Genomic DNA, 25,410 nt, shown 5'->3' with positions numbered 1-25,410 from the left:
TCGATTAGAGCATATGTGTCTACGCCATGGGAAGCCGCGGGGAGGGGCGGGGGAGAGCGGGTCAGTCGGCGATGCCGTGGGCGCAGAAGTCCCACACCTCGTCGGCGGTGAGGGGATGGGCCGCCGGATCGTCGGAGTCGGCGCTGGACTGGGCCACGAACATGACGGTCTGCATGGTCATCGCCGCCATGCGCCGGGCGTTCACTCCGGGCCGCAGCTCGCCGGCCTCGTCGGCGGCCTCCATCAGCTCGGTGAGCAGACCCAGCAAGGGGGTGAAGGCGACTCTGACCTCGGTGGGGTGCGAAACCAGCAGCCGCGGCGCGAAGTCGGTGAACAGCGGGCGCTTGGCCGACGGGTCCGGCCGGGAGAGCTCGAAGAGCAGCGCGACGGCCACTTTGAGCCGTTCCAGCGGTGTGGTCTTGGCTTCGGTGGCGGCCCGGATCTGGTCGGCGGTTCGGCTCAGGGCGTCCTCGAACAGCGCCAGCAGCAGCTCGTGTTTGCCGTTGAACTGCAGGTAGAAGCTGCGCAGCGATTGCCGTGAGCGCTCGACGACCTCTTGGACGGTGAAGTCGGTGCTGCCCTTTTCGATGATGATGGCCTGGGCGGCGTCCAGGAATCGCTGAACGCGCTGGGCGGCCCGCAGGCGCGCGGTCTTGATCGACCGCTCGACCGCCCGCTGCTTCCAGACGGGCTCCTCTTCGGGGTTACTCACCAGCGGCTCCGGTAATTGCCATTTTGGGAGAACACGAATGCACCCTACCGGAGAATGAGGCCGTGGCGACGGCGCCGTTCTGGGCGCTGCCGTCCCGACTTCGAAGATGGTAACTTTCCTCTTAAGAGAAGCAGCTTCTCGCATTGGGTCGCCCGGTACCGATGCCGCAACGCAGTAAGGACGTCCATGTACATCGATTACGAGGTCGCCGACCGGATCGCGACGATCACCCTCAACCGCCCGGAGGCGGCCAACGCCCAGAACCCCGAGCTGCTCGACGAACTCGACGCGGCCTGGACCCGCGCCGCCGACGATGACGACGTCGCGGTCATCGTGCTGCGCGCCAACGGCAAACACTTCTCGGCCGGCCACGATCTCAAGGGCGGGGGCCCGGTGCCCGACAAGGTCACCCTGGAGTTCATCTACAAGCACGAGTGCAAGCGCTATCTGGAGTACACGCTGCGGTGGCGCAACGTGCCCAAGCCGTCGATCGCCGCGGTGCAGGGCCGGTGCATCTCCGGCGGGCTGATGCTGTGCTGGCCGTGCGACCTGATCATCGCCGCCGACGACGCCCAATTCTCCGACCCGGTGGTGTTGATGGGGATCGGCGGTGTCGAATACCACGGCCACACCTGGGAATTGGGTCCGCGCAAGGCCAAGGAGATCCTGTTCACCGGGCGCGCGATGACCGCACAGGAAGTCGAGCAGACCGGGATGGTCAACAAGGTCGTTCCGCGCGATGAGCTGGACGCCGAGACCCGCCGGCTCGCCGAGCACATCGCCACCATGCCGTCGTTCGCGCTGCGGCAGGCCAAACGCGCGGTCAATCAGACCCTGGATGTGCAGGGTTTCCATTCGGCGATCCAGTCGGCGTTCGACATCCACGAAACCGGACACGGCAACGCGCTGTCGGTGTGCGGGTGGCCGGTGCTGGTCAACCTCGACCAGATGAAGGCGAAGGTCGAGTAAGCCGGGGCTTCATTCCGCCGCGAGATTGCAACCACGCACGTCTTTCGCGGGCAGATTCATACGGTCAATGCAACGTCGCTGATTAGGAGGTTGCAATGCCGACTGGGTTCCCGACTCCGTGGCCGATGCGAAGGCAGTTCTTCGATTTGGTGTGTGCTGGCACCTCGGTGATGCAGGCCGAACGCCAGCTAGGCGTGTCACGCAATGTCGGCCGACAGTGGTGGAGCAAAGCTGGCGGTATGAAACTGATGACCGGCAAAGGCGATCTCGGGCTGGCCGAACCCGGCGATCTGACTGGCACTGGCGGGCGTGGTCACCGGCTCAGCTATGACGAACGCCTTCGCATCATGCGCGGGCTCGATCAAGGGCTCATACAGGCCGACATTGCCCGCCAACTCGACCGCGATGCCAGCGTTATCTCCCGGGAGATCAAACGGAATAGCACTCCTGGCGGGGACTACCACGCAGGGCTGGCACATGCTCGGGCCGCTCACAACGCCAAGCGGCCCAAGGAGTTCAAACTCAACGACAGCACATTGTGCGCCGCCATCGAAGGATGGATGGACGACGGGTGGAGCCCGAAGCTCATCGCCGAGATGTTGGCCCGGGACCACCCCGATGACAGGCTGGCACGGGTGAGCCACGAAACCATCTACAAGTGCCTCTACGTGCAAGGCCGCGGTCAACTGCGCGCCGAGCTGCACAAGTGCTTGTCGACCAAACGCGCAGGCCGCAAGTCCCGCGGCCATACCGAGCGCCGCGGAAAATTTAGTGACGTCATCACCATCAGCCAGCGCCCCGCCGAGGTTGACGATCGTGCGGTGCCCGGTCACTGGGAAGGCGACCTGATCCTGGGTGCTGGATGCGCCAGCGCGATCGGCACCCTGGTCGAACGCAGCACCCGATTCACCATCTTGTTGCACCTGCCCCACGACCACACCGCTGATTCGGTGGCCACCGCGATGATCGAGGCGATGAACGAGCTGCCAGCTCATCTGCGCCGCACCATCACCTGGGACCGCGGCAGTGAGATGGCCGGCTGGCACGACATCAGCCTGCAACTACAGGCCCCGGTCTATTTCTGCGACCCCCATTCCCCCTGGCAGCGGGGCAGCAACGAGAACACCAACCGACTGCTGCGCTTCTGGTTCGAAAAAGGCACCGACCTCAGCGGCTACACCAAAGCCGACCTCAAACGAATCCAAGACAAGCTCAACACCCGGCCCCGACCCACCCTGGATCTCGACACCCCAGCCCAACGCCTAGCCGCCCTGATCAAGCAAGCAGCATGAGGAAATGCACTAACCGCTTGACTTTGAGCGTCTTTTGCCTGCGTGAGTGCAATCTCGCGGCCCGGATTCAGCCCAGCCGGGCGCGCAGCTGGCGTTTGAGCACCTTGCCGTAGCTGTTCTTGGGCAACGCGTCGACGAACTCATAGCGTTTCGGGCGCTTGAACCGGGCGATGCGTTCCAACAGGTGTGCGTCCAGCTCGGCGGCCGACACGTCGCCCACGATGAAGGCGACCACGATCTCGCCCCACTCGGCGTCCGGCGCACCCACCACGCCGGCCTCGGCGACACCGGGGTGCTCCAGCAGCACCTCCTCGACCTCCCGGGGATAGATGTTGGAGCCGCCGCTGATCACCACGTCCTTCGAGCGGTCCCGCAAGGCGAGGTAGCCGCGTTCGTCGAAGAAGCCCTTGTCGCCGGTGAACAGCCAGCCGTCTCGGAGGGTTTCGCCGGTGGCATCGGGGTTGTTCCAGTAACCGGCCATCACCACGTCACCGCGGCACACGATCTCACCGATCTCCCCGGCCGGGGCCGGCGTCCCGTCGTCGCGCAACACCGCGACCTGCACGCCGGTGCGCGGCCGGCCCACCGAAGCCAGGATCGCGTCGTCACCGCAGTGGTCGGCGCAGCTCAGGCCGGTGATCGTCATGGGCGCCTCGCCCTGCCCGTAGAGCTGGGCGAACACCGGCCCGAACGCCGCCAGCGCGCGCTTGAGCTGGCCCAGGTACATCGGGCCGCCGCCATAGATGATCTTGCGCAGGTTCGCCGGCTTGGCCCGGCCGGTGTCGACCAGCCGGCTCAGCATGGTCGGCGCCAGAAACGCGGTGGCGCCAGGATGGTGCCCGCACAGATCGAGAAACTCCTCGGCGTCGAACGCACCCGACGCCGGCACCACCTGCCGGGCCCCGCGCAGCACATACGGCGCGATGTACAGCCCGGACCCGTGCGACATCGGTGCGCCGTGGACCAGGCTGCAGTCGGCGTCGGGGTCGTCGAGATCGGCGAGATGCGCGGTCGTCATCGCCATCAGGTTGCGGTGGGTCAGCATCGCGCCCTTCGAGCGTCCGGTGGTGCCGCTGGTGTAGAACAGCCACGCCAGCCGATCCGGATCCGGGTCCGGTGCTGCGCACGGCTCGTTGTGGAATCGCTCCAGATACGCCGCGTCGCCGAGGGTTTCGACCGGGGTGCCGACGACCGCAGCCAGGCCGGGCGCCAGCTTCGGGGAGGCGAAGACCCGGCTCGCCCCGGCGTCCTCGATGATCTGGGCCATCTCCCGCGGGTGCAGCTTGTAGTTGAGCGGAACCACGACGCAGTCGGCCGCCCAGGTGGCGAACATCAGCTCGATGATCTCGGGCCGGTTCTCGCTGGCGATGGCGATCCGCGCACCGGGTGCCACCTCCCCGCGCAGCGATGCCGCCAACCGCAGGGCGCGATCGGCCAGCTCGCCCCAGGTATGCAGTTGGCGCTCACCGGAATACACCGCCCCCCGCCGGCCGAATCGGGCCGCGGCCTGATCCAGGCACGTGAACAGGTTCACGGCCGGACCCACTGGGAGTCCAGCCCGAACTCCGAGAGATACTTCGTCGAGCTCCAGCCGCCGTCGACGACGATGGTCTGGCCGTTGATGAAGGCGCCGCCCTCCGAGCACAAGAACGCGATGGTATTGGCGATGTCGGCGACCCGGCCCAGCCGCGGGTAGGGCGTCATCTCGGTGTTGATCTTGCGGAATCGCGGGTCGTCGAGGCGCTTTTCGACCATCGGCGTGACGGTGACCCCGGGCGCCACCGCATTGCACCGGATGCCCTGCGCGCCGTACTGGCAGGCGATGTGGGTGGTCAGCGCGGTCAGGCCGCCCTTGGCCGCGGAGTACGCCCCGCCACGCAGGCCGCCGACCACCGCGAAGGTGGAGGTGACGTTGATGATTGCCGATCCGGGACGCAGGTGCGGCAGCACCTCGCGCGCCAGCCGGAATGGCGCCCGCAGCATCACATTCAGGAATTGGTCCAGGGTTGCGTCGTCGGTCTCGTGCAGCGGTTTGGGGCTGCCGAGGCCGGCATTGTTGATCAGGTAGTCCACCCGGCCCCAACGGGCCAGCGCGGCGTCGACGATCTGCCCGGGCGCGTCGTCTCGGGTCAGGTCGACGGCCAGGGTGGCGATGCGATCCGGGTCGGCGACCGCGGCGGCCAGACCCGCCAATCGCTCTTCGTCGCGGCCGGTGGCCAGCACCGCCACACCGTCCTCGGCAAACTTTGTGGCGCAGCCGAATCCGATTCCGCTGCTGGCGCCGGTCACGATCGCCACCTGCATCGCTCAATCACCTACCTTAGTGCGGGCCAGCACGGCCCGGATGTGCTGCTTGACCACCTTGCCGGCATCGTTCTTCGGCAGTTCGTCCCAGATCTCCACCTGTTCGGGAGCCTTGAACACCGCGACACCGTGCGCGGTCAGCATGGCGCGCAACTCCGCGACATCGGGACGGGTATCGCCGACCGGAACGATCACGGCACAGGAGCGTTCGCCGGTGCGCGAATCAGGCACGCCGACCACCGCGATCTCCGCGATTCCGGGATGGCCGGCCAGGATGTCCTCCACCTCGCGCGCGGAGATGTTCTCGCCGTTGCGGATGATGACGTCTTTCAGCCGGCCGGTGACGACCAGATAGTCGTCGTCGACCCAACGGCCCAGATCCCCGGTGGCGAAGTAGCCCTCGGCGTCGAAGCAGTCGCGCTCGTCTTCGGGGTGCAGATAGCCCACCAGCATCTGCGGTCCGCGGACGTAGATCTCACCCTCGCCCGGCGGGGCGCCGTCGTGGCCGACCAACTTGATGTCGGCGATCCCGGCCCGGCCGTCGGTCTCCGCGGCGTAGGACAGCTCGCCGGCGCCCACCGCACCCACGGTGCTGACCGGAACCTCGCTGGACCCGTACACCCGGGTGACGGCGGCGGAGTCGAAGTAGCCGGCCGCTTCCCGGATCAAGGAGGCCGGGACCGACGCGCCGCCGCAGACGAAGAGTTTCAGGTCGGGCAGGCGGGTGCCGGCACGACGGGCCGCGGCGAGCAGCTGGACGAGAAACGGTGTCGCCCCGGCCACGTGGGTGCAGTGTTCGGCGAGCATCAGCTGCACGGCCGCATCGGCATCCCAGGTGTCCATCAGCACGGCGGTGGCGTCCAGCAGCAGCGGGGCCTCGAACGCGTAGATCGACCCGCCGATGTGGGCGATCGGGGACGGCACCAGGAAGGTGGCGCCGGTCGTCGCCGGCCAGTATCGGCCCAGCTGCCGGATCAAGGAGTTGATCGAATTGTGACTGTGCAGAACGCCTTTGGCGCGCCCGGTGGTGCCCGAGGTGTACAGCAGCAGCCGGACGGCGTCGGGATCGACCTGCGGCAGGCCGACCGGCTCGACCGTGGCGTCGATCAGCGCGCGGTAGTCGGTGTGGGCGGCCGGTTCGGCGGCGCGCACCAGCACCACCTCCGGCGGCTCGGTGATCGCGCCGGTTACCCGGGTCAGCATCGCGGCATAGTCGTGGCCACGAAACGTCACCGGCGCGAACAGCATTCGACTGTCCGAGTCGGTGAGAATGAACTTCAGTTCGGCGTCTCGCAGTGACGGCAGGATCGGATTGACCACCATCCCGGCCAGGGTCGCGGCCAGGTAGACGACCGCGGCCTCGTGCCAGTTCGGCAGCATGAACGACACCACGCTGCCGCCGGGCATGCGCGCCAGCATCGCCTGCGCCAGGACCGCGGCCCGGGTGTGCAGCTCCCGGCAGGTCATCCGGACATCACCGTCGATCAGCAGCACCCGCTGCGGGGTCTGCGCGGCGGCCTGCGCCAGGGTGTCGCCCAGCGTCGTCACGGACCGCTCGGTCCCGTCACCCGGTGCAGCGTCATCGAATACCGGTAGTCGTCGCCGGGGTGGGTGTTCACGGTGACCTGGGCGATCTCGCCCTCGGAGGTGGTGTAGGTGCGCTGCATCTGCAACGCGGCGGCGCCGGGATCGACCACCAGCTTTTCGGCGAGTTCTTCGGTGATGATCACCGCCCGGATGTGCTGGCGCACTTCGACGACGCTGACCCCGAACATGTCCTCGATCAACGGGAAGATCGGGCCGGAATGCCGTTGCAGCAGGCGGCCGACGCCGGCGAAGGCCCGGTTGATGTAGTACTCGGTGCGGCAGATCGGCGCAGCCTGGCTCTCGGTGCGTCGATTGCCGCGCACCGTCAGCCAGCCGCTACCCGTCGGCAGGCCGGTGCGCGCGGCGGTGTCGTCGTCGATGGTGATCATGGTGTTGGCGTCGATCTCGAAGGTGGAGCCGGCCGCGAAGGCGACCAGATCGTCGATCGACACCACGTCGTGGGCGTAGCAGTTGGTCGCGGTGCGCGGGATCACCACGGTGCCGGCGCGGGGCCGGGAGACGACGAGGTTGTCCTCTCGCAGCCGCCGCAGCGCCTCGCGGACCGTGTAGCGGCTGACGGTGAACCGTTCGCACAGTTCGTGTTCGGTGGGCAGCTGCGAGCCGATCGGATACACCCCGTCGGCGATTTCCTTGCGCAGCACCCGGGCGACCTTCAGGTAGCGGTGGTCGGTCACGGCCCGACCGGGTGTAGTGCCAGCACGCTGCCGTCCCCGTCGGCGGCGACGAACAGGGTGCCGTCGGCCCCGCGTGCGATGCCGGCGAAGGGGCCCTGCGGACCGGAGAACGGCGGCATGCCCTTCAGCGGCTTGGGCGCCACGCCCGGCGGCGGACCGATCGGCAGCCCATCGGCGATGTCGTGCCGTGCCCCGGTGTCGAGGTCGACGGCGAGTACCCGGCGGGCACCGGCGTCGACGACGTAGAGGCGGCGGTCGGCCACCAGAATGCCCTGCGGGCACGACAATTCGTCGACCACCGTCTCGACGCCGGAGGCGCTGACCCGCACCACCCGCCCGGCGCCGGATTCGGCCACCAGGTAGGCGGCGTCACCGGCGGGCACGATTCCGACTGGCCCGGCCAGGCCGTGCGCGAGCACGTCGACCGCGCCGGTGCGAACGCCCAGCACCCGGCCGGTGCCGAACTCGGTGACGGTCACCCCGGCGGCTCCCGCGGTCACCCCGTAGAGCTGGTCGAAGCCGTCGGCGAGTACCTCGTTGCGCGATTCGGCCGGGACGTAGCGGCTGACCTGTCCGCCGGAGGTGGTGACGACGAAGTCGCCGGGACCGACTGCGGCGACCCCGCGGATGAAGCCGGGATAGCCGGGCGTGAACAGCATTCCGAGCGTGTGCAGCCGCCCGTCCGGACCGACCGCGTAGAAGTAGGTGCCGTCGGCGACATAGAGGGTGCCGTTCTCGTCGACGGTCAGATCCAGCGGCCAGTTCAGCCCGCCCGGCAGCGCCGTGGTCACCTCGCCGCCGGCGGCGATCCGGCTGATCTCGCCGCTGAAGTTGGACACCAACAGCGCGCCGTCGACGAAGGTGCAGTTGTCCAGCCCGGGCGCCAGCTGCGCCAGCACGGTGCGCTCGCCGGTGCGCGGGTCGATGCGCAACACCGCACCGCTGGCCGCCTGGGTGGACACGATGCGCCCGTGGTCGTCGAATTTCACCGAGTCGGGCACGCCCAGATCGGCGGCGACCCGTTGCGGTGCGGCGCCCTCGGCGTAGGGGTCGATCCGCCAGATCTCGTTGGCGGTCATCACCGGGAAGTACAGCAGCCCGTCGGGCCCGACCTCCATGGCGTTGGGCGACGGCAGGTTCTCGGCCAGGATGCGCTGCGCGCCGGTGGCCCGGTCGAGCTCCATCAGGCGCCCGCCGTCGCGGCATTCCCCGACGAACAGCCGGTCATGATGCACGGTGATGCCGTTCGCGCAGGGCAGGTCGTCGCGCAGCACCCGGCTGCGTCCCGAGGCGTCGAGCACGCTGACGCGGGCGTCCATCACCTCGGTGGCATACAGGTGTCCGGCGCTGTCGAAGGCCACGTCGTCGGGCGCGACGACGTCCCCGCCGCGGGGACTGACCGCGACCAGTTCGCCGGTGGCCACGTCCAGCGCACTGATCTGGCTGCCGGTCACCTGCGCGACATAGACGCGGCCGTCCGGGCCGGTCCGCAGGCCGTTGGCGCCGAACAGCCGGCTCGGTTCGGTGATCCGCTGCAGCCGCCAGCCCGCTGCGATCGCCGGACTGGTCAGGCCGTCACGGGAGAGCGGCTCGGTCATGACTCCGGACGCTATCAAGCGCAGTTAGTCCAGACAATAGCCGTCGCTAGTCGGTGCCTCGGCCTTGACGTGCAAATAACCCCTGCGGAATAGTGTTCTGCAATACGCAGAACGGAGTATTTTGTCCGAACAATTGACCGTCGAGGGTGCCGGGGCCGCGGGGGACGCCCCGGCGGGCGGGCCGCTGCGCGGGGTGCGGGTGGTCGATCTGACGACGATGGTGATGGGCCCCTACTGCACGCAGATCATGGCCGACATGGGTGCCGACGTCATCAAGGTCGAGCCGCCCGAGGGCGATGCCACCCGCTACATCTCGGCGGGTCCCGCGCCGGACATGAGCGGGGTGTTCGTCAACGTCAACCGCGGCAAACGCGGCATCGTGCTGGACCTGCGCGCCGACGAGGGCCGCACGGCGATGACCGCGCTGATCGCCGGCGCCGACGTGTTCATCCACTCGATGCGCGCCAAGGCGGTGGCGAAACTGGGCCTGGACTACGACGCGGTGGCCGCCATCAACCCGGGGATCGTCTACACCAACTGTTACGGCTACGGCCGCCGCGGCCCGGACGCCGACCGGCCGGCCTACGACGACACCATCCAGGCCGAATGCGGGCTGCCCGCCGTGCAGCAGCAACTCACCGGACGGGCCGACTACGTGGGCACCATCATGGCCGACAAGATCGCCGGGCTGACCGCCCTGTACGCCACGATGATGGCGCTGTTCCACCGCGAGCGCACCGGGCAGGGCCAGGAGGTCGAGGTCGCCATGTTCGAGACCATGGCCTCGTTCATGCTCGTCGAACACGCCAACGGCGCGATGTTCGACCCGCCGTTGGGCCCGGCCGTCTACCCGCGCACGGTGGCGCCCAACCGGCGGCCCTATGACACCAGCGACGGGCAGATCGCCGCACTGATCTACAACGACAAGCACTGGAACGCCTTCATCGACGCGGTGCAACCGTCCTGGGCTTCGCCGCAGTACGCCACCCTGGCGCAGCGGGCGCAACGAATCGACACCGTCTACGGGCTGGTGGCCGAGACGATGAAGGAGCGCACCACCGCCGAGTGGTTGAAGCTGTTGCGCGAGCTGGAGATACCGGCCGCCCCGCTGAACACCCCCGGGGCGCTCTTCGACGACCCGCACCTCAACGCGGTGGGCCTGTTCGAGACCGTGGACACCCCCAACGGCCCGGTGCGTTTCCCCGGCGTGCCCACCTGGCTGTCACGCACCCCCGGCCGGGTCGCCGGCCCGGCGCCGGAGCTGGGCGCTCACACCGCGGCGGTGCTCGCCGAACTGGGAATCGAGCAGGGCAGCGCATGACACCGCCGGCGACGATGCAGAACGGAGCTTGCGGAGCGATGCTGAGGAGTGGCGCATGACACTCGACTTCGACATGGGGACCCGCACCGATGCGCTGCGCGGACAGCTGCGGGAACTGATCAGCCAGGAACTGCCGGAACAGTTTCCGGGCGCGTTCACCGACGATCCCGCCGATCTTGCTGCCGCGCAACGGTTCTGCCGAGTGCTCGCCGAGCGTGACCTGCTGTGCCTGTCCTGGCCGAAGGAATTCGGCGGGGCGGACGCCTCGGTGTGGGAACAGACCGTGGTGCGCGAGGAGATGTGGGCGCATCACGAACCGCGCGGGGCGCAGTACATGGGGGTGAACTGGGTCGGGCCCATCATCATGCGCCACGGCACGCCCGAACAGCAGCGCCGGCACCTGCCGCCGATCGCGGCCGGCGAGGTGATCTGGTGTCAGGGGTTCTCCGAGCCCGAGGCCGGCTCGGACCTGGCGTCGCTGCGCACCCACGCCCGCCGCGACGGGGACGGCTGGCTGATCAACGGCCAGAAGATCTGGACCTCCTACGCCACCATGGCGCAATGGTGTTTCCTGCTGGCCCGCACCACCCGGATCGGGGAAGGGCAGGTCACCAAGAAACAGCAGGGCCTGACGGTGTTCCTGGTCCCGATGGACGACCCGGCGATCCAGGTCCGGCCGATCCGCACCATGATGGGCCCGCACCATCTCAACGAAGTGTTCTTCGACGACCTGCGCGTCACCGACACCGACGTGCTCGGCGAAGTCGATGCGGGCTGGTCGATCGTGGCCGACGTGATGGCGTTCGAGCGGGTGGGCATCGCCCGGTATGCCCGCTGCGAGCGGCTGCTGGCCGCGGCCCCGGACGCGCTCGGCGAACGCTGGGAGACCCTGCCCGTCGAGCTGGCGGCCCGCTGGGTGCGGATGCTCACCCACTGCCGGCGCGCCCGGCTGATGGCCTACCGGGTGGTGTCCCGGCAGGCCAGTGGGCGCGTCGCACCCGGAGACGCCGCCGCCTACCGGATCGCGGTCACCCGCCTGGATCAGGAGAGCGCGGAGGTACTGATGGAGATCGCCGCCGAAGCGCCGGACACAACTCAGGCGCGGTGGTTCCGCACCGAGGTCGAAGACCACTGGCGCTACTCGCAGGCCGCCACCGTCTCCTCGGGAAGCATCGAGATGCAGCGCATCCTGCTCTCCCGTGCCCTGCTGGCGGGTTCGCGATGATTCTCGAACTCGGCGACGACGCCGAAGAATTCGGCCGGGCGGCGCTGCGCGCGTTCGAAGCGGCCGGCGGCGACGACCTGGTGGTGCGCGCCGACGCCGACCCCGCCGGGCGCGAGCAACTGGTGGCGCCGATCTTGAACGGGCTGGGTGCCTTCGACCTCAAACCCCGTACCGACGCCGACGAACTCGAGGCGGCCGCCGCACTGTGCCGGGCCGCCGGCTATTGGGCCGTTCCCTACCCGCTGGCCGAATGCCTCGCGGCGCCGGATGATCTCGACGTCGACGGGCTGATCGTGGTCGACGAGCACGCCCCCGCCGCTGCGGTGGCCGGACTGCCGAAGCGCTGGGCCGCGGTGACCCTGGCCGGTGCGCGCAGCACCGTGGCGGCAGTGTCGGCTCCCGGGCCGGCCCTGGTGGCCGAGCTGACGCTGACCGCGGTCGACGACGACGGTGCCGACGAGGTGGCGCTGGGGCTGGTGCTGGGAAGCTGGACGCTGCTGGGGATGGCCGACCGGGCGCTGGATCTCACGAAAGCCCATGTGCGGCTGCGCCAGCAGTTCGGCCAGCCGCTGTCGGCATTCCAGGGCGTGCAATTCCAGCTGACCGACGCCGAGGTGGAACGCGCCGGGCTGGAGATGCTGGCCAAACACGCGCTGTGGAGCATCGCGGCCGGGCGCCCCGAAGCGGCCGATGACGCGCTGGCGCTGCGGTCGGCGGCGCTGGAAGCCGCCGAGGTGGTGTTCCGGATCTGCCATCAGCTCCACGGGGCCGTCGGATTCTGCGACGAGACGGTGCTGTCCTGGCTGTCGCGCTACAGTCAGCCGCTGCGCCGGCTGCCCTGGGGACTCTCGGCCACCCGCGAGCGGCTGCTCCGCCGCGTGGGCCGCGCCGGATTGGTGGGACTCTACGCATGAAATACGATCTGCCGCAGGCGATCACGGTGACCGGCGACGGGCCGGTCCGTACCGTGACGATCAACCGGCCAGACGAGCTCAACAGCATCAACGCCGACCTGCACTGGGGCCTGGCCAACGTGTGGCGGCAGCTGGCCGCCGACAAGACGATCCGCGTCGTGGTGCTGACCGGCGCGGGGCGGGCGTTCTCCGCCGGCGGTGACCTGAACTGGATCACCACCTTCCTCGACGACGAATCCGCCCGCGACGAGAGCATCCGCGAAGGCGCGGCGATCGTCGAGGAGATGCTGCGGTTCCCGCTGCCGATCATCGCGGCCGTCAACGGTCCCGCCGTCGGGTTGGGCTGCAGCGTGGCGGTGCTCTGCGACATCGTGCTGATCAGCCAGACCGCCTATCTCGCCGACCCGCACGTCGCGGTCGGCCTGGTGGCGGGTGACGGCGGCGCCGCGTTGTGGCCGTTGCTCACCCCGATCCTGCGGTCCCGCGAGTACCTCTACACCGGTGACCGGATCGACGCCACCACCGCCGTCGAACTCGGGCTGGCCAGCCGCGCGGTGGCACCCGAAGAGCTTCTGCCCCAAGCTCATCGGCTGGCCGAACGGCTCGCCGCCCAGCCGCCCGAGGCGCTGCAGGGCACCAAGCGGGTGGTCAACATGTACCTGTCGCAGGTGCTGGGCGGGCCGTTGCAGGCCGGGTTCGCCGCCGAGGTGGCCACCATGAAGACAGCCGAACACCGGGAGCGCCTGCTGGACTTCCAGAAGCGGGCGAACCGGCGATGACTCCCACATCCGACTTCCGTGCGCAGGTGCGCCAGTGGTGCCGCGAGAACGTCCCGGCGGACTGGCGCCGTACCCAGACCGGGGTCGGGGAGCGAGAATTCGTCGACTTCCAACGCCGGTGGTTCGCCACCCTGCACAGCGCCGGCTTCGCGGTGCCGCACTGGCCGCGCGAGTGGGGCGGCGGCATGTCGGTCGCCGATCAGGCCGTGCTGTATCAGGAGTTGGCCGCCCACGACGCGCCGCGGCTGGTGCTGGCGTTCGTCGGCATCCACCACGCCGCGGCGACCCTGCTGGCCGCCGGCACCGACGAACAGCGCCGCCGGCATCTGCCGGCGATCCTCGACGGCGAGATCTGGGTCCAGGGCTTCTCCGAACCCGAAGCCGGCTCGGACCTGGCGTCGCTGCGCACCACCGCGCGGCGGGTAGGCGATGACTATGTGGTCAACGGCCAGAAGCTGTGGGCCAGCGGCGCGAGCTACGCGCAGTGGTGCCTGCTGCTGGCCCGCACCGACCCGGACGCACCCAAGCGCAAGGGCATCTCCTACTTCCTGCTGGACATGGCCACCCCCGGAGTCCAGGTCCGGCCGATCCGCAACGCCGTCGGCGACCAGCACTTCTGCGAGATCTTCCTCGACGACGTGGTGATCCCGGCGGCCAACCTGATCGGAGCCGAGAACGCCGGATGGCAGGTGGCGCAGGCGACGCTGGGCGCCGAACGCGGCATGACCATGCTCGAGCTGGCCGAGCGGCTGGGTTGCGCGGGTTTCCGCTGGCTGGTGCAGGCCGCCCCCACCGATGACCCGGTGGTGGCCGACCGGCTGGCGCAGCTCGAGACCGAGATCACCGGCCTGCGTGCGATGTGCCGTCGGTTGGTGCGCGACGTCGAGGCGGGCACCGCCGGTCCGGCCGACGCCTCGATCGTGAAACTGTTCTACAGCGAACTGCTGCAACGCCTCGCCGATTTCGGCACCGAGATCGGCGGACTGGCCGCCCACACGGCACTGGCCAAACCACTGTCCAGCGGGTGGGAATCCGGTTCCTGGGTGCTGGACTTCATCGGCTCCTGGGAATGGACCATCCCCGGCGGCTCCAGTGAGATCCAGCGCACCATCATCGGAGAACGCGGCTTGGGGCTGCCGCGGGAACCGAGTGCACCGTGACGACGACAGATTTCGCGGACCTGCATGACGACCTGCGGGCGGTCGCCGGCGACATGCTGGCCCGCGGCCGGCTGGTCGACTGGCCCGCGATGATCGGCGCCGGTTGGGTGGGGCTGGAGGTCGCCGACGCGCTGGGCGGGGCCGGTGCGACGTTCGCCGAGGTCGCGGTCGTCTGCGAAGAACTGGGCCGGGCCGCCGCGGCAACCCACTACCTGGGCAGCGCCGTGCTGGCCGTGGGCCTGCTCAATACGCTGCAGGACAGCGTCGTTGGCAACGAACTGCTGTCCGGCGTCACCGCCGGGCCGACCAGGGCGGCGGCGGTGCTCGGGGACCGCGGGTGCTTCACCCTGTCCGCCGACCGACGGCTGACCGGCCGCGCCGAGTTCGTGCCGGACGCCGACGGCGCCGACCGGCTGCTGGTGCTGGCCACCGATCACACCGGCACCGAAGTCGCCGTGGTCGCCGACGATCTCACCGTCACACCTCAACCGGTGCTCGACGAGACGCGCGCGGTGGCCGCCGTGGCCGCCGACGGTATCGAGGTTGCCGAGCCGCTGCGGTTCGCCGACTTGCGCGGGGCCCAGACGGTGCGCGACCGGGCGGCGCTCGCGGTGGCCTGCGACAGCCTCGGCCTGGCCGAGGCGATGCTCGCCGCGACCGTGTCGTATGCGCAGACGCGACAACAGTTCGGCCGTGCCATCGGGTCTTTTCAGGCCGTCAAGCACGCCTGCGCCGACATGCAGGTGAAGGTGTCGGTGGCCCGCGCCCTGGTGCGCGAGGCCGTTGCGGCGGTGGTCGCGGTGGTGGCCGGCGGCCCCGAGGACGCCGATGCAGCGGTCGCCATGGCGAAGTCCTACACCTGCGGTGCCGCCGTCGACGTGGTCGGCAAGGCCATGCAGCTGCACGGCGGCATCGGCTACACGTGGGAGAGCGGCATCCACGTCTATCTGAAACGCGCCGTCTTCAACCGGTCGCTGTTCGGGTCACCGGCAGCGCACCGGCAACATCTCGCTCAACGGTATTAGCAAGCAGAACAAGGAGTTTCGAGAAGTGGGTGTACCCGTTTACCGCCGGATACTGGAATTGTTCGAAGCCGAGGGCGTCAACACGCTGTTCGGCATCCCCGACCCGAATTTCGTGCACATGTTCGTCGAGGCCGAACAGCGCGGCTGGTCGGTGGTGGCCCCGCACCACGAGGAGAGCGCCGGATTCATGGCGGAGGCGGCGTCGCGGATGACCGGCCGGCCCGGGCTGTGCATCGGCACGCTGGGGCCCGGGGTGGCCAATATCGCCGGGGCGATGATGTGCGCGAAGGTGGAGAACTCCCCGGTGGTGTTTTTGGGCGGACAACGGGCCCGCATCACCGAACGGAGGGTGCGACGCGGGCGGATCCAATTCGTCCGGCAGGAAGAGCTTTTCACGCCGTCGGTGAAGTACAGCGCATCGATCGAGTACGCCGGCCAGACCGATGAGATCGTGCACGAGGCTATCCGGCGCGCGCTGTCCGGCACGCCCGGACCGTCCTACATCGAATACCCGTCGCACGTGATCCTCGAAGAGCTCGACGTCGCCGGTCCACCGGAGCCGCACCGCTACCGGCTGGTGAATCAACGGGCCGGTGCGCCCGAGGTCGCCGAAGCCGCCGAGATCATCCGCAACGCGGCCAGCCCGATCCTGCTGGTCGGCCACGGGGTGCACACCTCGCGCAGCGCGGCGGCGGTCGCGGAGCTCGCCGAGCTGATGGCGTGTCCGGTGATCCAGACCTCCGGCGGTACCGCGTTCATCCCCGGGCTGGAAGACCGCACCTTCCCCTACGGGTTCTCCGCATCGGCGGTCGAGGCGGTGGCGGCCTCCGACGTCTGCGTGGCGCTGGGCACCGAACTCGGCGAGCCGGTGCACTACGGCACCACCCGGCACTGGGCGGAGCGCAACGCCGAGCGCAAATGGGTCTACGTCGAACAGGACCCGCTGGCGATCGGGGTGAACCGACCCGTCGACGTGCCGCTGGTGGGCGACCTGCGCGGTGTCGTCCCGCAGCTCGTGGAGGCACTTAAAGACCGTCCCCGCTCCCCGTCACCCGACCTGGACCGCTGGATCAAACAGGACGCCGACCAGCTCGCCGAGCTGGCCGAGACCGCTCCGGCCGGACGTTCTCCGGTGCACCCGGCGCGCTTCGTGGTCGAGGCGACCAAAGCATTCCCCGCCGACGGCATCATGGTCCGCGACGGCGGCGCCACCGTCATCTTCCAGTGGACCTATTCCCAGGCCAAACCCCACGACGTGATGTGGAACCAGAACTTCGGTCACCTGGGCACCGGGCTGCCGTACGCGGTGGGCGCCTCGGTCGCCGAGGGCGGCAAGCGGCCGGTGATGCTGCTGACCAGTGACTCGGCGTTCCTGTTCCACATCGCCGAGCTGGAAACCGCGGCCCGGCTGGGGCTCCCGCTGGTCTGCGTGGTCGGGGTGGATCACCAGTGGGGCCTGGAGGTCGGGGTGTACAAGCGCACGTTCGAGCAGCCCTCGCCGCAGCCCGGGGTGCACTGGAGCAAGGACGTCCGGTTCGACAAGATCGCCGAGGGGATGGGCTGCCACGGCGAGTATGTGCAGGACGAGGCCGAGATCGGGCCGGCGATCAAACGCGCCTACGCCGCCGGCGGGACGGCGGTGATCCACGTGTGCATCGACCCGAAGGCCAACTCGGAAGAGATGCCCAACTACGCCGAGTTCCGCACCTGGTACGCCGAAGGAACCCAGTGACGAGAATGATATTCTCGTTTGCGACTAATGAACGTCCACGCGCTGTGCTGATGGACTGGAGGAGACCATGTCCGGCGGAATGAGCTTCGAGCTGACCGAGGACCAGCAGCTGATCCGGCAATCGGTCGCCGAACTCGCGGCGAAGTTCGACGACCACTACTGGATGACCAAGGACTTGGCGCACGAATTCCCGCGCGAGTTCTACGACGCCATCGCCGGTGGCGGCTGGCTGGGCATGACCATCCCCGAAGAGTTCGGCGGCCACGGGCTGGGCATCACCGAGGCCACCATCCTGGCTGAAGAAGTGGCGCGTTCGGGCGGCGGCATGAACGCCGCCAGCTCGATCCACATGTCGATCTTCGGTATGCAGCCGGTCGTGGTCTTCGGCTCGGAGGAGATGAAGGCCGAAACCCTGCCCCGCATCGCCCATGGCGACCTGCACGTGTGCTTCGGCGTCACCGAACCGACCGCGGGCCTCGACACGACACGGATCACCACGTTCGCCAAGCGCGACGGCAGCGATTACCTCGTCAACGGTCGCAAGGTCTGGATCTCCAAAGCCGTCGAGTCCGAAAAGATCCTGCTGCTGACCCGCACCGAGTCCCGCGAGGACGTGCAGGAGCGCGGAGGCAAACCCACCGACGGTCTCACCCTCTTCCTCACCGACATCGACCGCGACCACGTCGACATCCGGCCGATCACCAAAATGGGCCGCAACGCCGTCGGCTCCAACGAGGTGTTCATCGACGACCTGCGCATCCCGGTCGAACACCGGATCGGTGAAGAGGGCAAAGGTTTTTCCTACATCCTGCACGGGCTGAACCCGGAGCGCATGCTGATCGCCGCCGAGGCGCTGGGCATCGGCCGGGTCGCGCTGGACCGCGCGGTCAAGTACGCCAACGAGCGGGTGGTGTTCGACCGGCCGATCGGCATGAACCAGGGCATTCAGTTCCCGCTCGCGGACTCGCTGGCCCGCCTGGATGCCGCCGAGTTGATCCTGCGCAAGGCCACCTGGCTCTACGACAACGGCAAGCCGTGCGGCCGCGAGGCCAACATGGCCAAATACCTCTGTGCCGATGCCGGTTTCGCGGCTGCTGACCGGGCGCTGCAGGCCCACGGCGGCATGGGCTACTCCGAGGAGTACGCGGTGTCGCGGTACTTCCGCGAGTCGCGGCTGATGAAGATCGTGCCGATCAGTCAGGAGATGATCCTGAACTTCCTGGGTTCGCACGTGCTCGGACTACCCAGGAGTTACTGATGGGCCGGTGGATGGTGGCATGGTGATGTGATGCCCCCACAGTCAGCCGCACCACTGGCCGGCGTCACCGTGGTGACCCTGGAACAGGCGGTGTCGGCGCCGATGTGCACCCGCGCCCTGGCCGACTTCGGCGCGCGGGTCATCAAGGTGGAAAACCCCGACGGCGGTGACTTCGCCCGCTACTACGACGACGTGGTGCACGGCCAGGCCGCGCACTTCGTCTGGGTCAACCGGGGCAAGGAGTCGGTGACCCTGGACCTGAAAAGCGAAGCGGGACGCGATGTCCTGCATCGTCTGTTGGACCGCGCCGACGTGCTGGTGTCCAACCTCGCGCCGGGCGCCACCGCACGTCTGGGCCTTTCCCCCGAGCAGATGGCGCACCGGCACCCGAACGTGATCGCCGTGGAGATCGACGGCTACGGCACCGGCGGACCGCTGTCGCACAAAAGGGCCTACGACCTGTTGGTGCAGGCCGAATCGGGCGTGTGCTCGGTGACCGGCAATCCGGGCGCCCCGGCCAAACCGGGCCCGCCGGTAGCGGACGTGACCAGCGGCCTGTACTCGGCGCTGTCGATCGTGGCGCTGCTGGCCGGGCGCAAAGGGGCGGACCAGGATTCCCCGGCGCCGTCGATCACCGTGAGCCTGTTCGACACCATGGCCGAGATGATGGGCTACCACCTGACCTACGCGCGGCACTCCGGGATCGACCAGCAGCCGCTGGGGATGAGCTCACCGGCGGTGGCGCCCTACGGCGCCTACCCGACCGCCGACGGGCACACCGTGGTGCTGGGCACCACCAACGACCGGGAGTGGCAGCGGCTGGCCCGCGAACTGCTGGGCCGCGACGATCTGGCCGACGACCCGCGCTTCGCCGGAAACGCCGGCCGGGTCGCGCACCGGGCGATCCTGGATGAGGCGATAGGCGACTGGTGCGCGCGCCACGACCTGGCCAAGATCCAGGACGCCGCCGATGCCGCGGGAATCGGCAACGCCCGCTACAACACGCCCAGCGACGTGTTGGCCCATCCGCAGCTCGCCGAGCGGCAGCGATGGCGCTCGATCGACACACCCACCGGACCGATCCCGTCCTTGCTGCCCCCGCCGGTGATCGCCGGCTACGACCCGCCGATGCGGGCGGTGCCGGGCCTGGGCGAACACACCGACGCGGTGCTGGGCGAGCTGGGTTTCACCGACACCGACATCGCCGCGCTCCGCGGCCAGGGAGCGATCGGGCAGGCTGGGAACTGATGGCACACCACACCGGGGCCGGTGAACCGGTCCTGTTGAGCAGCGATCGCGACGGCGTGCGCACGCTCACCCTGAACCGGCCCGCACGCAAGAACGCGATCAACCCGCAGTTGTGGCGGGAGCTGCGGGAGGCGCTGCGCGACGCCGCCGACGACCGCGACCTGCGCGCTCTGGTCATCACCGGCGCCGGCGGTGCGTTCTGCTCGGGCGCGGACATCGGCACCCCCGATGAGGTCCACCCCGCCGAGAAGCTGCGCCGGCTGTCCGACGTCGCGCTGGCCCTGCACGAGCTGGCGGTGCCGACCGTCGCCAAGGTGAACGGCGTCGCGGTCGGTGCGGGCTGGAACCTGGCCCTGGGCTGCGATCTGGTGGTCGCGACGCCGGAATCGACGTTCTGTCAGATCTTCTCGAAGCGGGGGCTCTCGATCGACCTGGGCGGATCATGGTTGCTGCCCAAGATCGTCGGCCTGCAGCAGGCCAAGCGGCTGGCGCTTTTGGCCGAGACCATCGACGCCGCCGAAGCCCAAGCCCTGAACCTGGTGACCTGGGTGGTCGGGTCCGGTGAGATCGACGCGTTCGTCGAGGACCTCGCCGACCGGCTGGCGGCCGGCCCGCCGCGGGCCTTGGCGCAGACCAAGGCGCTGCTCAACCAGGGAGCCGACGCCACCCTGGCCGCCGCCCTGGCCAATGAATCACGAGCCCAGATAGTCAATTTCGCCGGAACCGACGCCGCCGAAGCGTATGCGGCGTTCGCAGAGAAACGCACGCCGCGCTTCACCGGCGGGTGGCCGGCGAAGCCAACGAGATCGGAGTAGTTCAGATGCGACCAACAGTGATCGTCGGGGCGGTGCGCACCCCGGTCGGCAAGCGCAACGGCGGCTTGGCCGGGGTGCACGCCGCGGACCTGTCCGCGCTCGTGTTGAACGAGCTGATGCAGCGCACCGGTGTCGATCCCGGCGCCGTCGACGATGTGGTGTGGGGCTGCGTGTCGCAGGTCGGCGACCAGTCCAGCAATATCGGGCGCTACGCCGTGCTGGCCGCGGGCTGGCCCGAGCACGTCCCGGCGACCACGGTCAACCGGGCCTGCGGCTCCAGCCAGCAGGCGCTCGACTTCGCGGTGCACGCGGTGATGTCGGGGCAGCAGGATGTCGTGGTCGCCGGCGGTGTCGAGGTGATGAGCAGGGTCCCGCTCGGCGCCGCCAGGGCCACCGGAGAACCGTTCGGCCCGCAAGCACTGGCGCGTTATGACGGATTCCAGTTCAACCAGGGCATCGGCGCCGAGATGATCTGCGAGAGGTGGGGTTTCGATCGCGCTCAGGTCGACGAATATTCGGTGCGCTCACATGAGCTGGCCGCCGCCGCGCAGGACGCCGGGGCGTTTCGCGATCAGATCGTGCCGGTCGCCACGGACGGCGGCGTGGTGGACGCCGACGAGGGCATCCGACGGGGCACCACCGCCGAGAAGCTGGCCGGCCTCAAGCCGGCCTTCCGCGAGGACGGCGTGATCCACGCCGGCAACTCCTCGCAGATCTCCGACGGTGCCGCAGCACTATTGGTGATGAGCGAAGACGAGGCCGCCCGGCGCGGGCTGACCCCGCTGGTGCGCTACCGCGCGGGCGCGGTGACCGGGGCCGACCCGGTGCTCATGCTGACCGGGCCCATCCCGGCCACCGAGAAGGTGCTCAAGCGGGCCGGGCTGGGCATCGACGAGATCGGCGTGTTCGAGGTCAACGAGGCCTTCGCGCCGGTGCCGCTGGCGTGGCTGGCCGACACCGGCGCCGACGCCAACCGACTCAACCCGCTCGGCGGGGCCATCGCACTGGGCCATCCGCTCGGCGCCTCCGGTGCGGTGCTGATGATCCGGATGATTCACCACATGCGCGACAACGGGATTCGCTACGGCCTGCAGACCATGTGCGAAGGCGGCGGAACCGCCAACGCCACGATCGTCGAGCTGGTCGGTTAGGGGACAGTACATGCAGCGTGTTCTGTTCACCGAAGACCACGAGGCGTTTCGGGCCCTGGCCCGCGACTTCGTCGAGAAGCACGTGGTGCCCGAATATCTCAACTGGGAGAAGGCCGGCCGGATGCCCCGCGAGGTGTTCGAGCAGCTGGGTTCGTTGGGGATGCTGGGCATGGCCATCCCCGAGGAGTACGGCGGTGCGGGCATCGAGGACTACCGCTACAACGTGGTGCTGCAGGAGGAGGCGGCGCGTGCCCTGGTGACGCTGTCCACGGTGCGCACCCAACTCGAGGTGATCCTGCCGTACTTCCTGCACTACGCCAACGACGAACAGCGGGCACGCTGGTTCCCCGGCCTGGCGGCCGGCACGCTGCTGACCGCGATCGCGATGACCGAGCCCGGCACCGGATCGGACTTGGCCGGGATGCGCACCACCGCCGTACGAGACGGTGACGACTACATCCTCAACGGGGCCAAGACGTTCATCACCGGCGGCATCCAGGCCGATCTGGTGATCGTGGTGGCCCGCACCTCGACCGACCCCGACAACCGCCGCCGCGGCCTGACCCTGCTGGTGGTCGAGGACGGCATGGCGGGCTTCGCCCGGGGCCGGGAACTGGACAAGATGGGCTGCAAGGTCCAAGACACCGCCGAGCTGTCCTTCACCGACGTCCGGGTTCCGGTGGCCAACCGGCTGGGGGAGGAGGGGGAGGCGTTCAGCTACCTCGGCCACAACCTGGCCCAGGAGCGGCTCACCGTCGCCGTCGGATCGGTCGCTCAGTCCCGCTCGGCGCTGGCCGCCACCATCGACTACGTCCGTAACCGCAATGTGTTCGGTTCACCGGTCGCGTCGTTCCAGAACACCAAATTCGAGCTGGCCGCGGTCTCCACCGAGATCGAGGCCGCCCAGTGCATGCTCGACCGGGCGGTCGCCGAACACGTCGAGGGTGCGCTGTCGGCGGCCGACGCGGCGCGGGTGAAGCTCTTCTGCACCGAGATGCAGGCCCGGGTGATCGACCGCTGCCTGCAGCTGTTCGGCGGCTACGGCTACATGATGGAGTACCCGATCGCTCGGCTCTACACCGATGCGCGGGTGGCCCGGATCTATGCCGGGACCAGCGAGGTGATGAAGATGATCATCGCCAAGTCGCTGGGCCTCTAACACGACTGTGTGACCTCGGCGAAAAAGAATCTTCGATGAGACCCTTGTCACAACTACCCTAACCAACCTACTGTGTGTTCACTTGGTTGGTTGATCGAAGGAGCCCGGTGACCTCACCACGGCCGTACGCCACATTGCTCGCCAAGGGCGAGGACCGCCGGCAGCGGATCCTGCTCGCAGCAGAACACCTGCTGGCGCGCAACGGCTGGCGCAACACCTCACTGGCGCAGATCGCCCGCAATGCCGGCGTCAGTGCGGCCGGCCTGCTGCACCACTTCGCGTCCAAGGAACAGCTGCTGCACGCCGTTCTCGACGCCCGCGACGCCGACGACGACTCCCACGCCAACCGCAGCGGCGACCTCATCGAGGAGATCCAGCGGGTGGCCGAGCGGTTCGCCCGGGCACCCGAACTGGTCGGAACGTTCACCGTGCTGCTCGCGGAGAACGTGCTGCCCGAGGCGCCACTGCACGATCGGATGCTCAAGCGGTACCGCGCCGCGGTGGAGATCGTCGCCGACCTGATCCGGCGCGGCCAGGACGCCGGCCGCTACCGCACAGACTTCGACGCGGACATCAAGGCCGCCGAGATTCTCGCCTTTATCAACGGAATGGAGATGTCATGGCTTCTGGACCCTTCGCTACCCCTGAACGAGGTGTTCACGGCGTATACGGAAACACTGGCCCGCGACTTCGCTCCGCCGGCAAAGGACGGGCACCGATGATCGGCGACCCGCAGAATCGCTATCGGTTCGACGTCGTCGGCCGCAGCGTCCTCGATGTCGTCACCGCCGCGGGGGGCTGGCTCTATGACCGCGCGACGGCAGGGTGGGATGTCACCGTGATGATCCTCGACGCCGCGGAGGACACCGACACGCGCCCCCTGCAGATCCTCGGGGCCCGGGTGCTGGACCTGGCGTCGGTGCTCAAGCATTGGGAGCAGTGGCCGCACCCCCACACGATCGCCGTCTGCGCCGAGATGTTCGACGGCCACGCACAAGTGCGCCAAGGCGTGCTCGACGCGCTGGCGCACAGCAGCACCGAGGTGACACTGTGGGGAGCCGTGCCCGCCGAACTGCATGACGACGTCGACGCCCGCCAGCACCGGCTCAGCGCGGCGGCCCGCGCGTTCAAAGCGCAGGCGTTGCGGGCGGCCGGCGTCGATCCGGCGGCCACCCGCTCGGGATCAGCCCACATCGAGAAGTTTCGCTGCGGGCCGGCGGCGTGTACATCGGTCGCGGCGGACCTGAGCCCGGCAAGCTGAGGGGCGCCGTCGCGCCTGAAGGAGAGACCGTGCCCGAGCTGTCGCGCTCCCTGGTGCTGGTGACGGACTATCGGGTTCCCGATCCGGCTCGGATCTGGCCGCTGCTGCAGCGCCACCGCGACAGCCTGGCGCACCTGGGCGCCCGTCAGGTCCTCGTCTACACCTCGTCGGCGGATCCCGGCCGGGTGCTGGCGGTGATGTCGGTCTGCGCCGCTGAGCCGGTGACCGACCTGCTCCGCGATGACGCCTTCATGCACTGGTTCGACGCCGTCGGCGTCAACGACATCCCGGCCGTCTTCGCCGGTTCGCTCGCGCAGCGCATCGAACTGGCCGATTCGCAGTCCTCGCCGCCGGCAGTGGTGGTGGCCGCGGTGGCCGAAGTCGTCGACGCCGAGGCGCTGATCGCACACGTGCGTGCCACCGCCAAGGAGTTCACCGCCGCGGGCATCCGGAACGTCTGGATCTACCGGGCGTTCGACAATCCCCGGGAGGTGTTTATGCTGCAGGAAGCCACCGAGGAAGCCGAAGTCGTTGCCGCGCAGTGGATCAGCCAACCCGAATTCGCCGCCGACTGGATCACCCGGGCCGGCGTCGGCGTCTATCCGCCGGTCTTCGTCGGTCGGCTCCAGCACGTGATCCGCGTTGCGGATCAGCAAGATGACCCGCAAGACCAAGCAGAAGGAGAACCCATTCGATGACCGCTTACGGTGTGGGACTGTTGATCGTGCGGCTGTGCCTCGGTCTGACCATGGCCGCGCACGGCTACAACAAGATCTTCTCCGGGGGCCGGATCCCCGGTACGGCGCGATGGTTCGACAGCATCGGCATGCGGCCCGGCGCCTTCCACGCCCGGGTGGCCGCCGGAACCGAGATCGCCGCCGGACTGGGCCTGGCCGCCGGTCTGCTCACACCGATTCCCGCGGCGGGCTTCGTCGCCCTGATGCTGGTGGCGGCCTGGACCGTGCACCGCGCCAACGGTTTCTTCATCGTCAACAGCGGGTGGGAATACAACCTGGTGCTGGCCGCCGTCGCGGTCGGGATCGCCATGGTGGGCGCGGGGCCGCTCAGCCTGGATCACCTACTGTTCGGCCAGAACTGGTGCGACGGGTGGACCGGCCTGGCGATCGCGGTCGGGCTCGGCTTGGCCGGCGGGATCGGGCAGCTGGTGGTGTTCTTCCGGCCGGTGCCGAAGCAGGCCTGAGGAG

24 protein-coding genes are annotated in these 25,410 nt (G+C 69.0%); 18 read left to right on the top strand and 6 right to left on the bottom strand.

Annotated features, from left to right (window positions below; translation table 11 throughout):
* Positions 1-61: 61 nt before the first annotated feature.
* A complete protein-coding gene (locus tag BST28_RS07630) occupies positions 62-712 on the bottom strand; it encodes a TetR/AcrR family transcriptional regulator (protein WP_207570059.1) in 651 nt (216 codons plus the stop codon).
* A gap of 186 nt (positions 713-898) precedes the next feature.
* Here BST28_RS07630 and BST28_RS07625 point away from each other — a divergent pair, with 186 nt between their 5' ends.
* Both BST28_RS07625 and BST28_RS07620 read left to right on the top strand, forming a co-directional pair.
* A complete protein-coding gene (locus tag BST28_RS07625) occupies positions 899-1,681 on the top strand; it encodes an enoyl-CoA hydratase (protein ID WP_083080567.1) in 783 nt (260 codons plus the stop codon).
* 95 nt (positions 1,682-1,776) lie between these two features.
* Positions 1,777-2,973 (top strand): IS30 family transposase, encoded by a 1,197-nt coding sequence (locus BST28_RS07620; RefSeq protein WP_083080566.1) that lies wholly within the window; start codon positions 1,777-1,779, stop codon positions 2,971-2,973.
* 67 nt (positions 2,974-3,040) lie between these two features.
* Here BST28_RS07620 and BST28_RS07615 read toward each other — a convergent pair whose 3' ends face one another.
* From BST28_RS07615 to BST28_RS07595, 5 genes are read right to left on the bottom strand one after another with little or no spacing between them, the layout of a single operon-like run.
* Positions 3,041-4,507: an AMP-binding protein gene (locus BST28_RS07615; protein WP_083080614.1), complete on the bottom strand. Its 1,467-nt coding sequence runs from the start codon at positions 4,505-4,507 to the stop codon at positions 3,041-3,043.
* Positions 4,504-5,277 carry an SDR family NAD(P)-dependent oxidoreductase gene (locus tag BST28_RS07610; protein ID WP_083080565.1) on the bottom strand — a complete coding sequence of 258 codons (774 nt, stop codon included), beginning with the start codon at positions 5,275-5,277 and terminating at the stop codon, positions 4,504-4,506. The genes BST28_RS07615 and BST28_RS07610 overlap by 4 nt, the downstream gene beginning before the upstream one ends.
* Before the next feature lie 3 nt (positions 5,278-5,280).
* Positions 5,281-6,825, bottom strand: a complete 1,545-nt coding sequence (locus BST28_RS07605) for an AMP-binding protein (protein WP_083080564.1) — start codon at positions 6,823-6,825, stop codon at positions 5,281-5,283.
* Positions 6,822-7,559 (bottom strand): GntR family transcriptional regulator, encoded by a 738-nt coding sequence (locus BST28_RS07600; RefSeq protein ID WP_083080563.1) that lies wholly within the window; start codon positions 7,557-7,559, stop codon positions 6,822-6,824. Before BST28_RS07600 ends, BST28_RS07605 begins: the two co-directional genes overlap by 4 nt.
* The gene (locus BST28_RS07595) at positions 7,556-9,157 is read right to left on the bottom strand and encodes an SMP-30/gluconolactonase/LRE family protein (RefSeq protein ID WP_083080562.1); all 1,602 of its coding nucleotides are present in this window, start codon (positions 9,155-9,157) and stop codon (positions 7,556-7,558) included. The genes BST28_RS07600 and BST28_RS07595 overlap by 4 nt, the downstream gene beginning before the upstream one ends.
* Positions 9,158-9,341: 184 nt before the next feature.
* Between BST28_RS07595 and BST28_RS07590 the strand changes: the two genes are divergently transcribed.
* The 16 genes from BST28_RS07590 to BST28_RS07515 all read left to right on the top strand — a co-directional run bounded on the left by BST28_RS07590 (position 9,342) and on the right by BST28_RS07515 (position 25,406).
* Entirely contained in the window at positions 9,342-10,478 is a 1,137-nt protein-coding gene (locus BST28_RS07590; protein WP_083080613.1) for a CaiB/BaiF CoA transferase family protein, read from the top strand.
* Positions 10,479-10,533: 55 nt separating this feature from the next.
* Complete coding sequence (locus BST28_RS07585) at positions 10,534-11,703, top strand: acyl-CoA dehydrogenase family protein (protein WP_083080561.1); 1,170 nt, start codon at positions 10,534-10,536, stop codon at positions 11,701-11,703.
* A complete protein-coding gene (locus BST28_RS07580) occupies positions 11,700-12,617 on the top strand; it encodes an acyl-CoA dehydrogenase family protein (protein WP_083080560.1) in 918 nt (305 codons plus the stop codon). Before BST28_RS07585 ends, BST28_RS07580 begins: the two co-directional genes overlap by 4 nt.
* On the top strand, positions 12,614-13,396 hold the full coding sequence (locus BST28_RS07575; RefSeq protein WP_083080559.1) for an enoyl-CoA hydratase/isomerase family protein: 783 nt from the start codon (positions 12,614-12,616) through the stop codon (positions 13,394-13,396). The genes BST28_RS07580 and BST28_RS07575 overlap by 4 nt, the downstream gene beginning before the upstream one ends.
* Positions 13,393-14,556: an acyl-CoA dehydrogenase family protein gene (locus BST28_RS07570; protein ID WP_083080558.1), complete on the top strand. Its 1,164-nt coding sequence runs from the start codon at positions 13,393-13,395 to the stop codon at positions 14,554-14,556. Before BST28_RS07575 ends, BST28_RS07570 begins: the two co-directional genes overlap by 4 nt.
* Positions 14,557-14,609: 53 nt before the next feature.
* Positions 14,610-15,581, top strand: a complete 972-nt coding sequence (locus BST28_RS07565; protein ID WP_083080612.1) for an acyl-CoA dehydrogenase family protein — start codon at positions 14,610-14,612, stop codon at positions 15,579-15,581.
* A gap of 25 nt (positions 15,582-15,606) precedes the next feature.
* Positions 15,607-17,313, top strand: coding sequence for a thiamine pyrophosphate-binding protein (locus BST28_RS07560; protein ID WP_083080557.1), 1,707 nt, complete (start codon positions 15,607-15,609; stop codon positions 17,311-17,313).
* A 67-nt stretch (positions 17,314-17,380) separates the two neighbouring features.
* Positions 17,381-18,571 carry an acyl-CoA dehydrogenase family protein gene (locus BST28_RS07555; protein ID WP_234808222.1) on the top strand — a complete coding sequence of 397 codons (1,191 nt, stop codon included), beginning with the start codon at positions 17,381-17,383 and terminating at the stop codon, positions 18,569-18,571.
* 30 nt (positions 18,572-18,601) lie between these two features.
* Positions 18,602-19,819, top strand: a complete 1,218-nt coding sequence (locus BST28_RS07550; RefSeq protein ID WP_083080555.1) for a CaiB/BaiF CoA transferase family protein — start codon at positions 18,602-18,604, stop codon at positions 19,817-19,819.
* Positions 19,819-20,634 carry an enoyl-CoA hydratase/isomerase family protein gene (locus tag BST28_RS07545; protein ID WP_019736827.1) on the top strand — a complete coding sequence of 272 codons (816 nt, stop codon included), beginning with the start codon at positions 19,819-19,821 and terminating at the stop codon, positions 20,632-20,634. Before BST28_RS07550 ends, BST28_RS07545 begins: the two co-directional genes overlap by 1 nt.
* 5 nt (positions 20,635-20,639) lie before the next feature.
* On the top strand, positions 20,640-21,785 hold the full coding sequence (locus BST28_RS07540; protein WP_029249155.1) for a thiolase family protein: 1,146 nt from the start codon (positions 20,640-20,642) through the stop codon (positions 21,783-21,785).
* Positions 21,786-21,795: 10 nt separating this feature from the next.
* Positions 21,796-22,944 carry an acyl-CoA dehydrogenase family protein gene (locus BST28_RS07535; protein ID WP_083080554.1) on the top strand — a complete coding sequence of 383 codons (1,149 nt, stop codon included), beginning with the start codon at positions 21,796-21,798 and terminating at the stop codon, positions 22,942-22,944.
* A 107-nt stretch (positions 22,945-23,051) separates the two neighbouring features.
* Complete coding sequence (locus BST28_RS07530; RefSeq protein ID WP_165606994.1) at positions 23,052-23,666, top strand: TetR/AcrR family transcriptional regulator; 615 nt, start codon at positions 23,052-23,054, stop codon at positions 23,664-23,666.
* Positions 23,663-24,205, top strand: a complete 543-nt coding sequence (locus BST28_RS07525) for a hypothetical protein (RefSeq protein ID WP_083080553.1) — start codon at positions 23,663-23,665, stop codon at positions 24,203-24,205. The genes BST28_RS07530 and BST28_RS07525 overlap by 4 nt, the downstream gene beginning before the upstream one ends.
* 29 nt (positions 24,206-24,234) lie before the next feature.
* The gene (locus BST28_RS07520; protein ID WP_083080611.1) at positions 24,235-24,903 is read left to right on the top strand and encodes a fatty-acid--CoA ligase; all 669 of its coding nucleotides are present in this window, start codon (positions 24,235-24,237) and stop codon (positions 24,901-24,903) included.
* Positions 24,900-25,406, top strand: coding sequence for a DoxX family protein (locus BST28_RS07515; protein ID WP_083080552.1), 507 nt, complete (start codon positions 24,900-24,902; stop codon positions 25,404-25,406). Before BST28_RS07520 ends, BST28_RS07515 begins: the two co-directional genes overlap by 4 nt.
* Positions 25,407-25,410 lie beyond the last annotated feature (4 nt).

The sequence above is a fragment of the Mycolicibacter kumamotonensis genome, assembly GCF_002086285.1.
Classification (GTDB): domain Bacteria; phylum Actinomycetota; class Actinomycetes; order Mycobacteriales; family Mycobacteriaceae; genus Mycobacterium; species Mycobacterium kumamotonense.
Note: the sequence above shows the minus strand (reverse complement) of the source record. Positions and strands in the feature narration are given on the sequence as shown.

Bases quoted from the DNA above. Each gene is read 5' to 3' on its own strand.
- BST28_RS07610 (WP_083080565.1), bottom strand. From the start codon at position 5,277: ATGCAGGTGGCGATCGTGACCGGCGCCAGCAGCGGAATCGGATTCGGC.
- BST28_RS07540 (WP_029249155.1), top strand. From the start codon at position 20,640: ATGCGACCAACAGTGATCGTCGGGGCGGTGCGCACCCCGGTCGGCAAG.
- BST28_RS07515 (WP_083080552.1), top strand. From the start codon at position 24,900: ATGACCGCTTACGGTGTGGGACTGTTGATCGTGCGGCTGTGCCTCGGT.
- BST28_RS07570 (WP_083080558.1), top strand. From the start codon at position 13,393: ATGACTCCCACATCCGACTTCCGTGCGCAGGTGCGCCAGTGGTGCCGC.
- BST28_RS07595 (WP_083080562.1), bottom strand. From the start codon at position 9,157: ATGACCGAGCCGCTCTCCCGTGACGGCCTGACCAGTCCGGCGATCGCA.
- BST28_RS07575 (WP_083080559.1), top strand. From the start codon at position 12,614: ATGAAATACGATCTGCCGCAGGCGATCACGGTGACCGGCGACGGGCCG.
- BST28_RS07620 (WP_083080566.1), top strand. From the start codon at position 1,777: ATGCCGACTGGGTTCCCGACTCCGTGGCCGATGCGAAGGCAGTTCTTC.
- BST28_RS07545 (WP_019736827.1), top strand. From the start codon at position 19,819: ATGGCACACCACACCGGGGCCGGTGAACCGGTCCTGTTGAGCAGCGAT.
- BST28_RS07580 (WP_083080560.1), top strand. From the start codon at position 11,700: ATGATTCTCGAACTCGGCGACGACGCCGAAGAATTCGGCCGGGCGGCG.
- BST28_RS07525 (WP_083080553.1), top strand. From the start codon at position 23,663: ATGATCGGCGACCCGCAGAATCGCTATCGGTTCGACGTCGTCGGCCGC.
- BST28_RS07565 (WP_083080612.1), top strand. From the start codon at position 14,610: ATGCTGGCCCGCGGCCGGCTGGTCGACTGGCCCGCGATGATCGGCGCC.
- BST28_RS07585 (WP_083080561.1), top strand. From the start codon at position 10,534: ATGACACTCGACTTCGACATGGGGACCCGCACCGATGCGCTGCGCGGA.
- BST28_RS07535 (WP_083080554.1), top strand. From the start codon at position 21,796: ATGCAGCGTGTTCTGTTCACCGAAGACCACGAGGCGTTTCGGGCCCTG.
- BST28_RS07550 (WP_083080555.1), top strand. From the start codon at position 18,602: ATGCCCCCACAGTCAGCCGCACCACTGGCCGGCGTCACCGTGGTGACC.
- BST28_RS07555 (WP_234808222.1), top strand. From the start codon at position 17,381: ATGTCCGGCGGAATGAGCTTCGAGCTGACCGAGGACCAGCAGCTGATC.
- BST28_RS07625 (WP_083080567.1), top strand. From the start codon at position 899: ATGTACATCGATTACGAGGTCGCCGACCGGATCGCGACGATCACCCTC.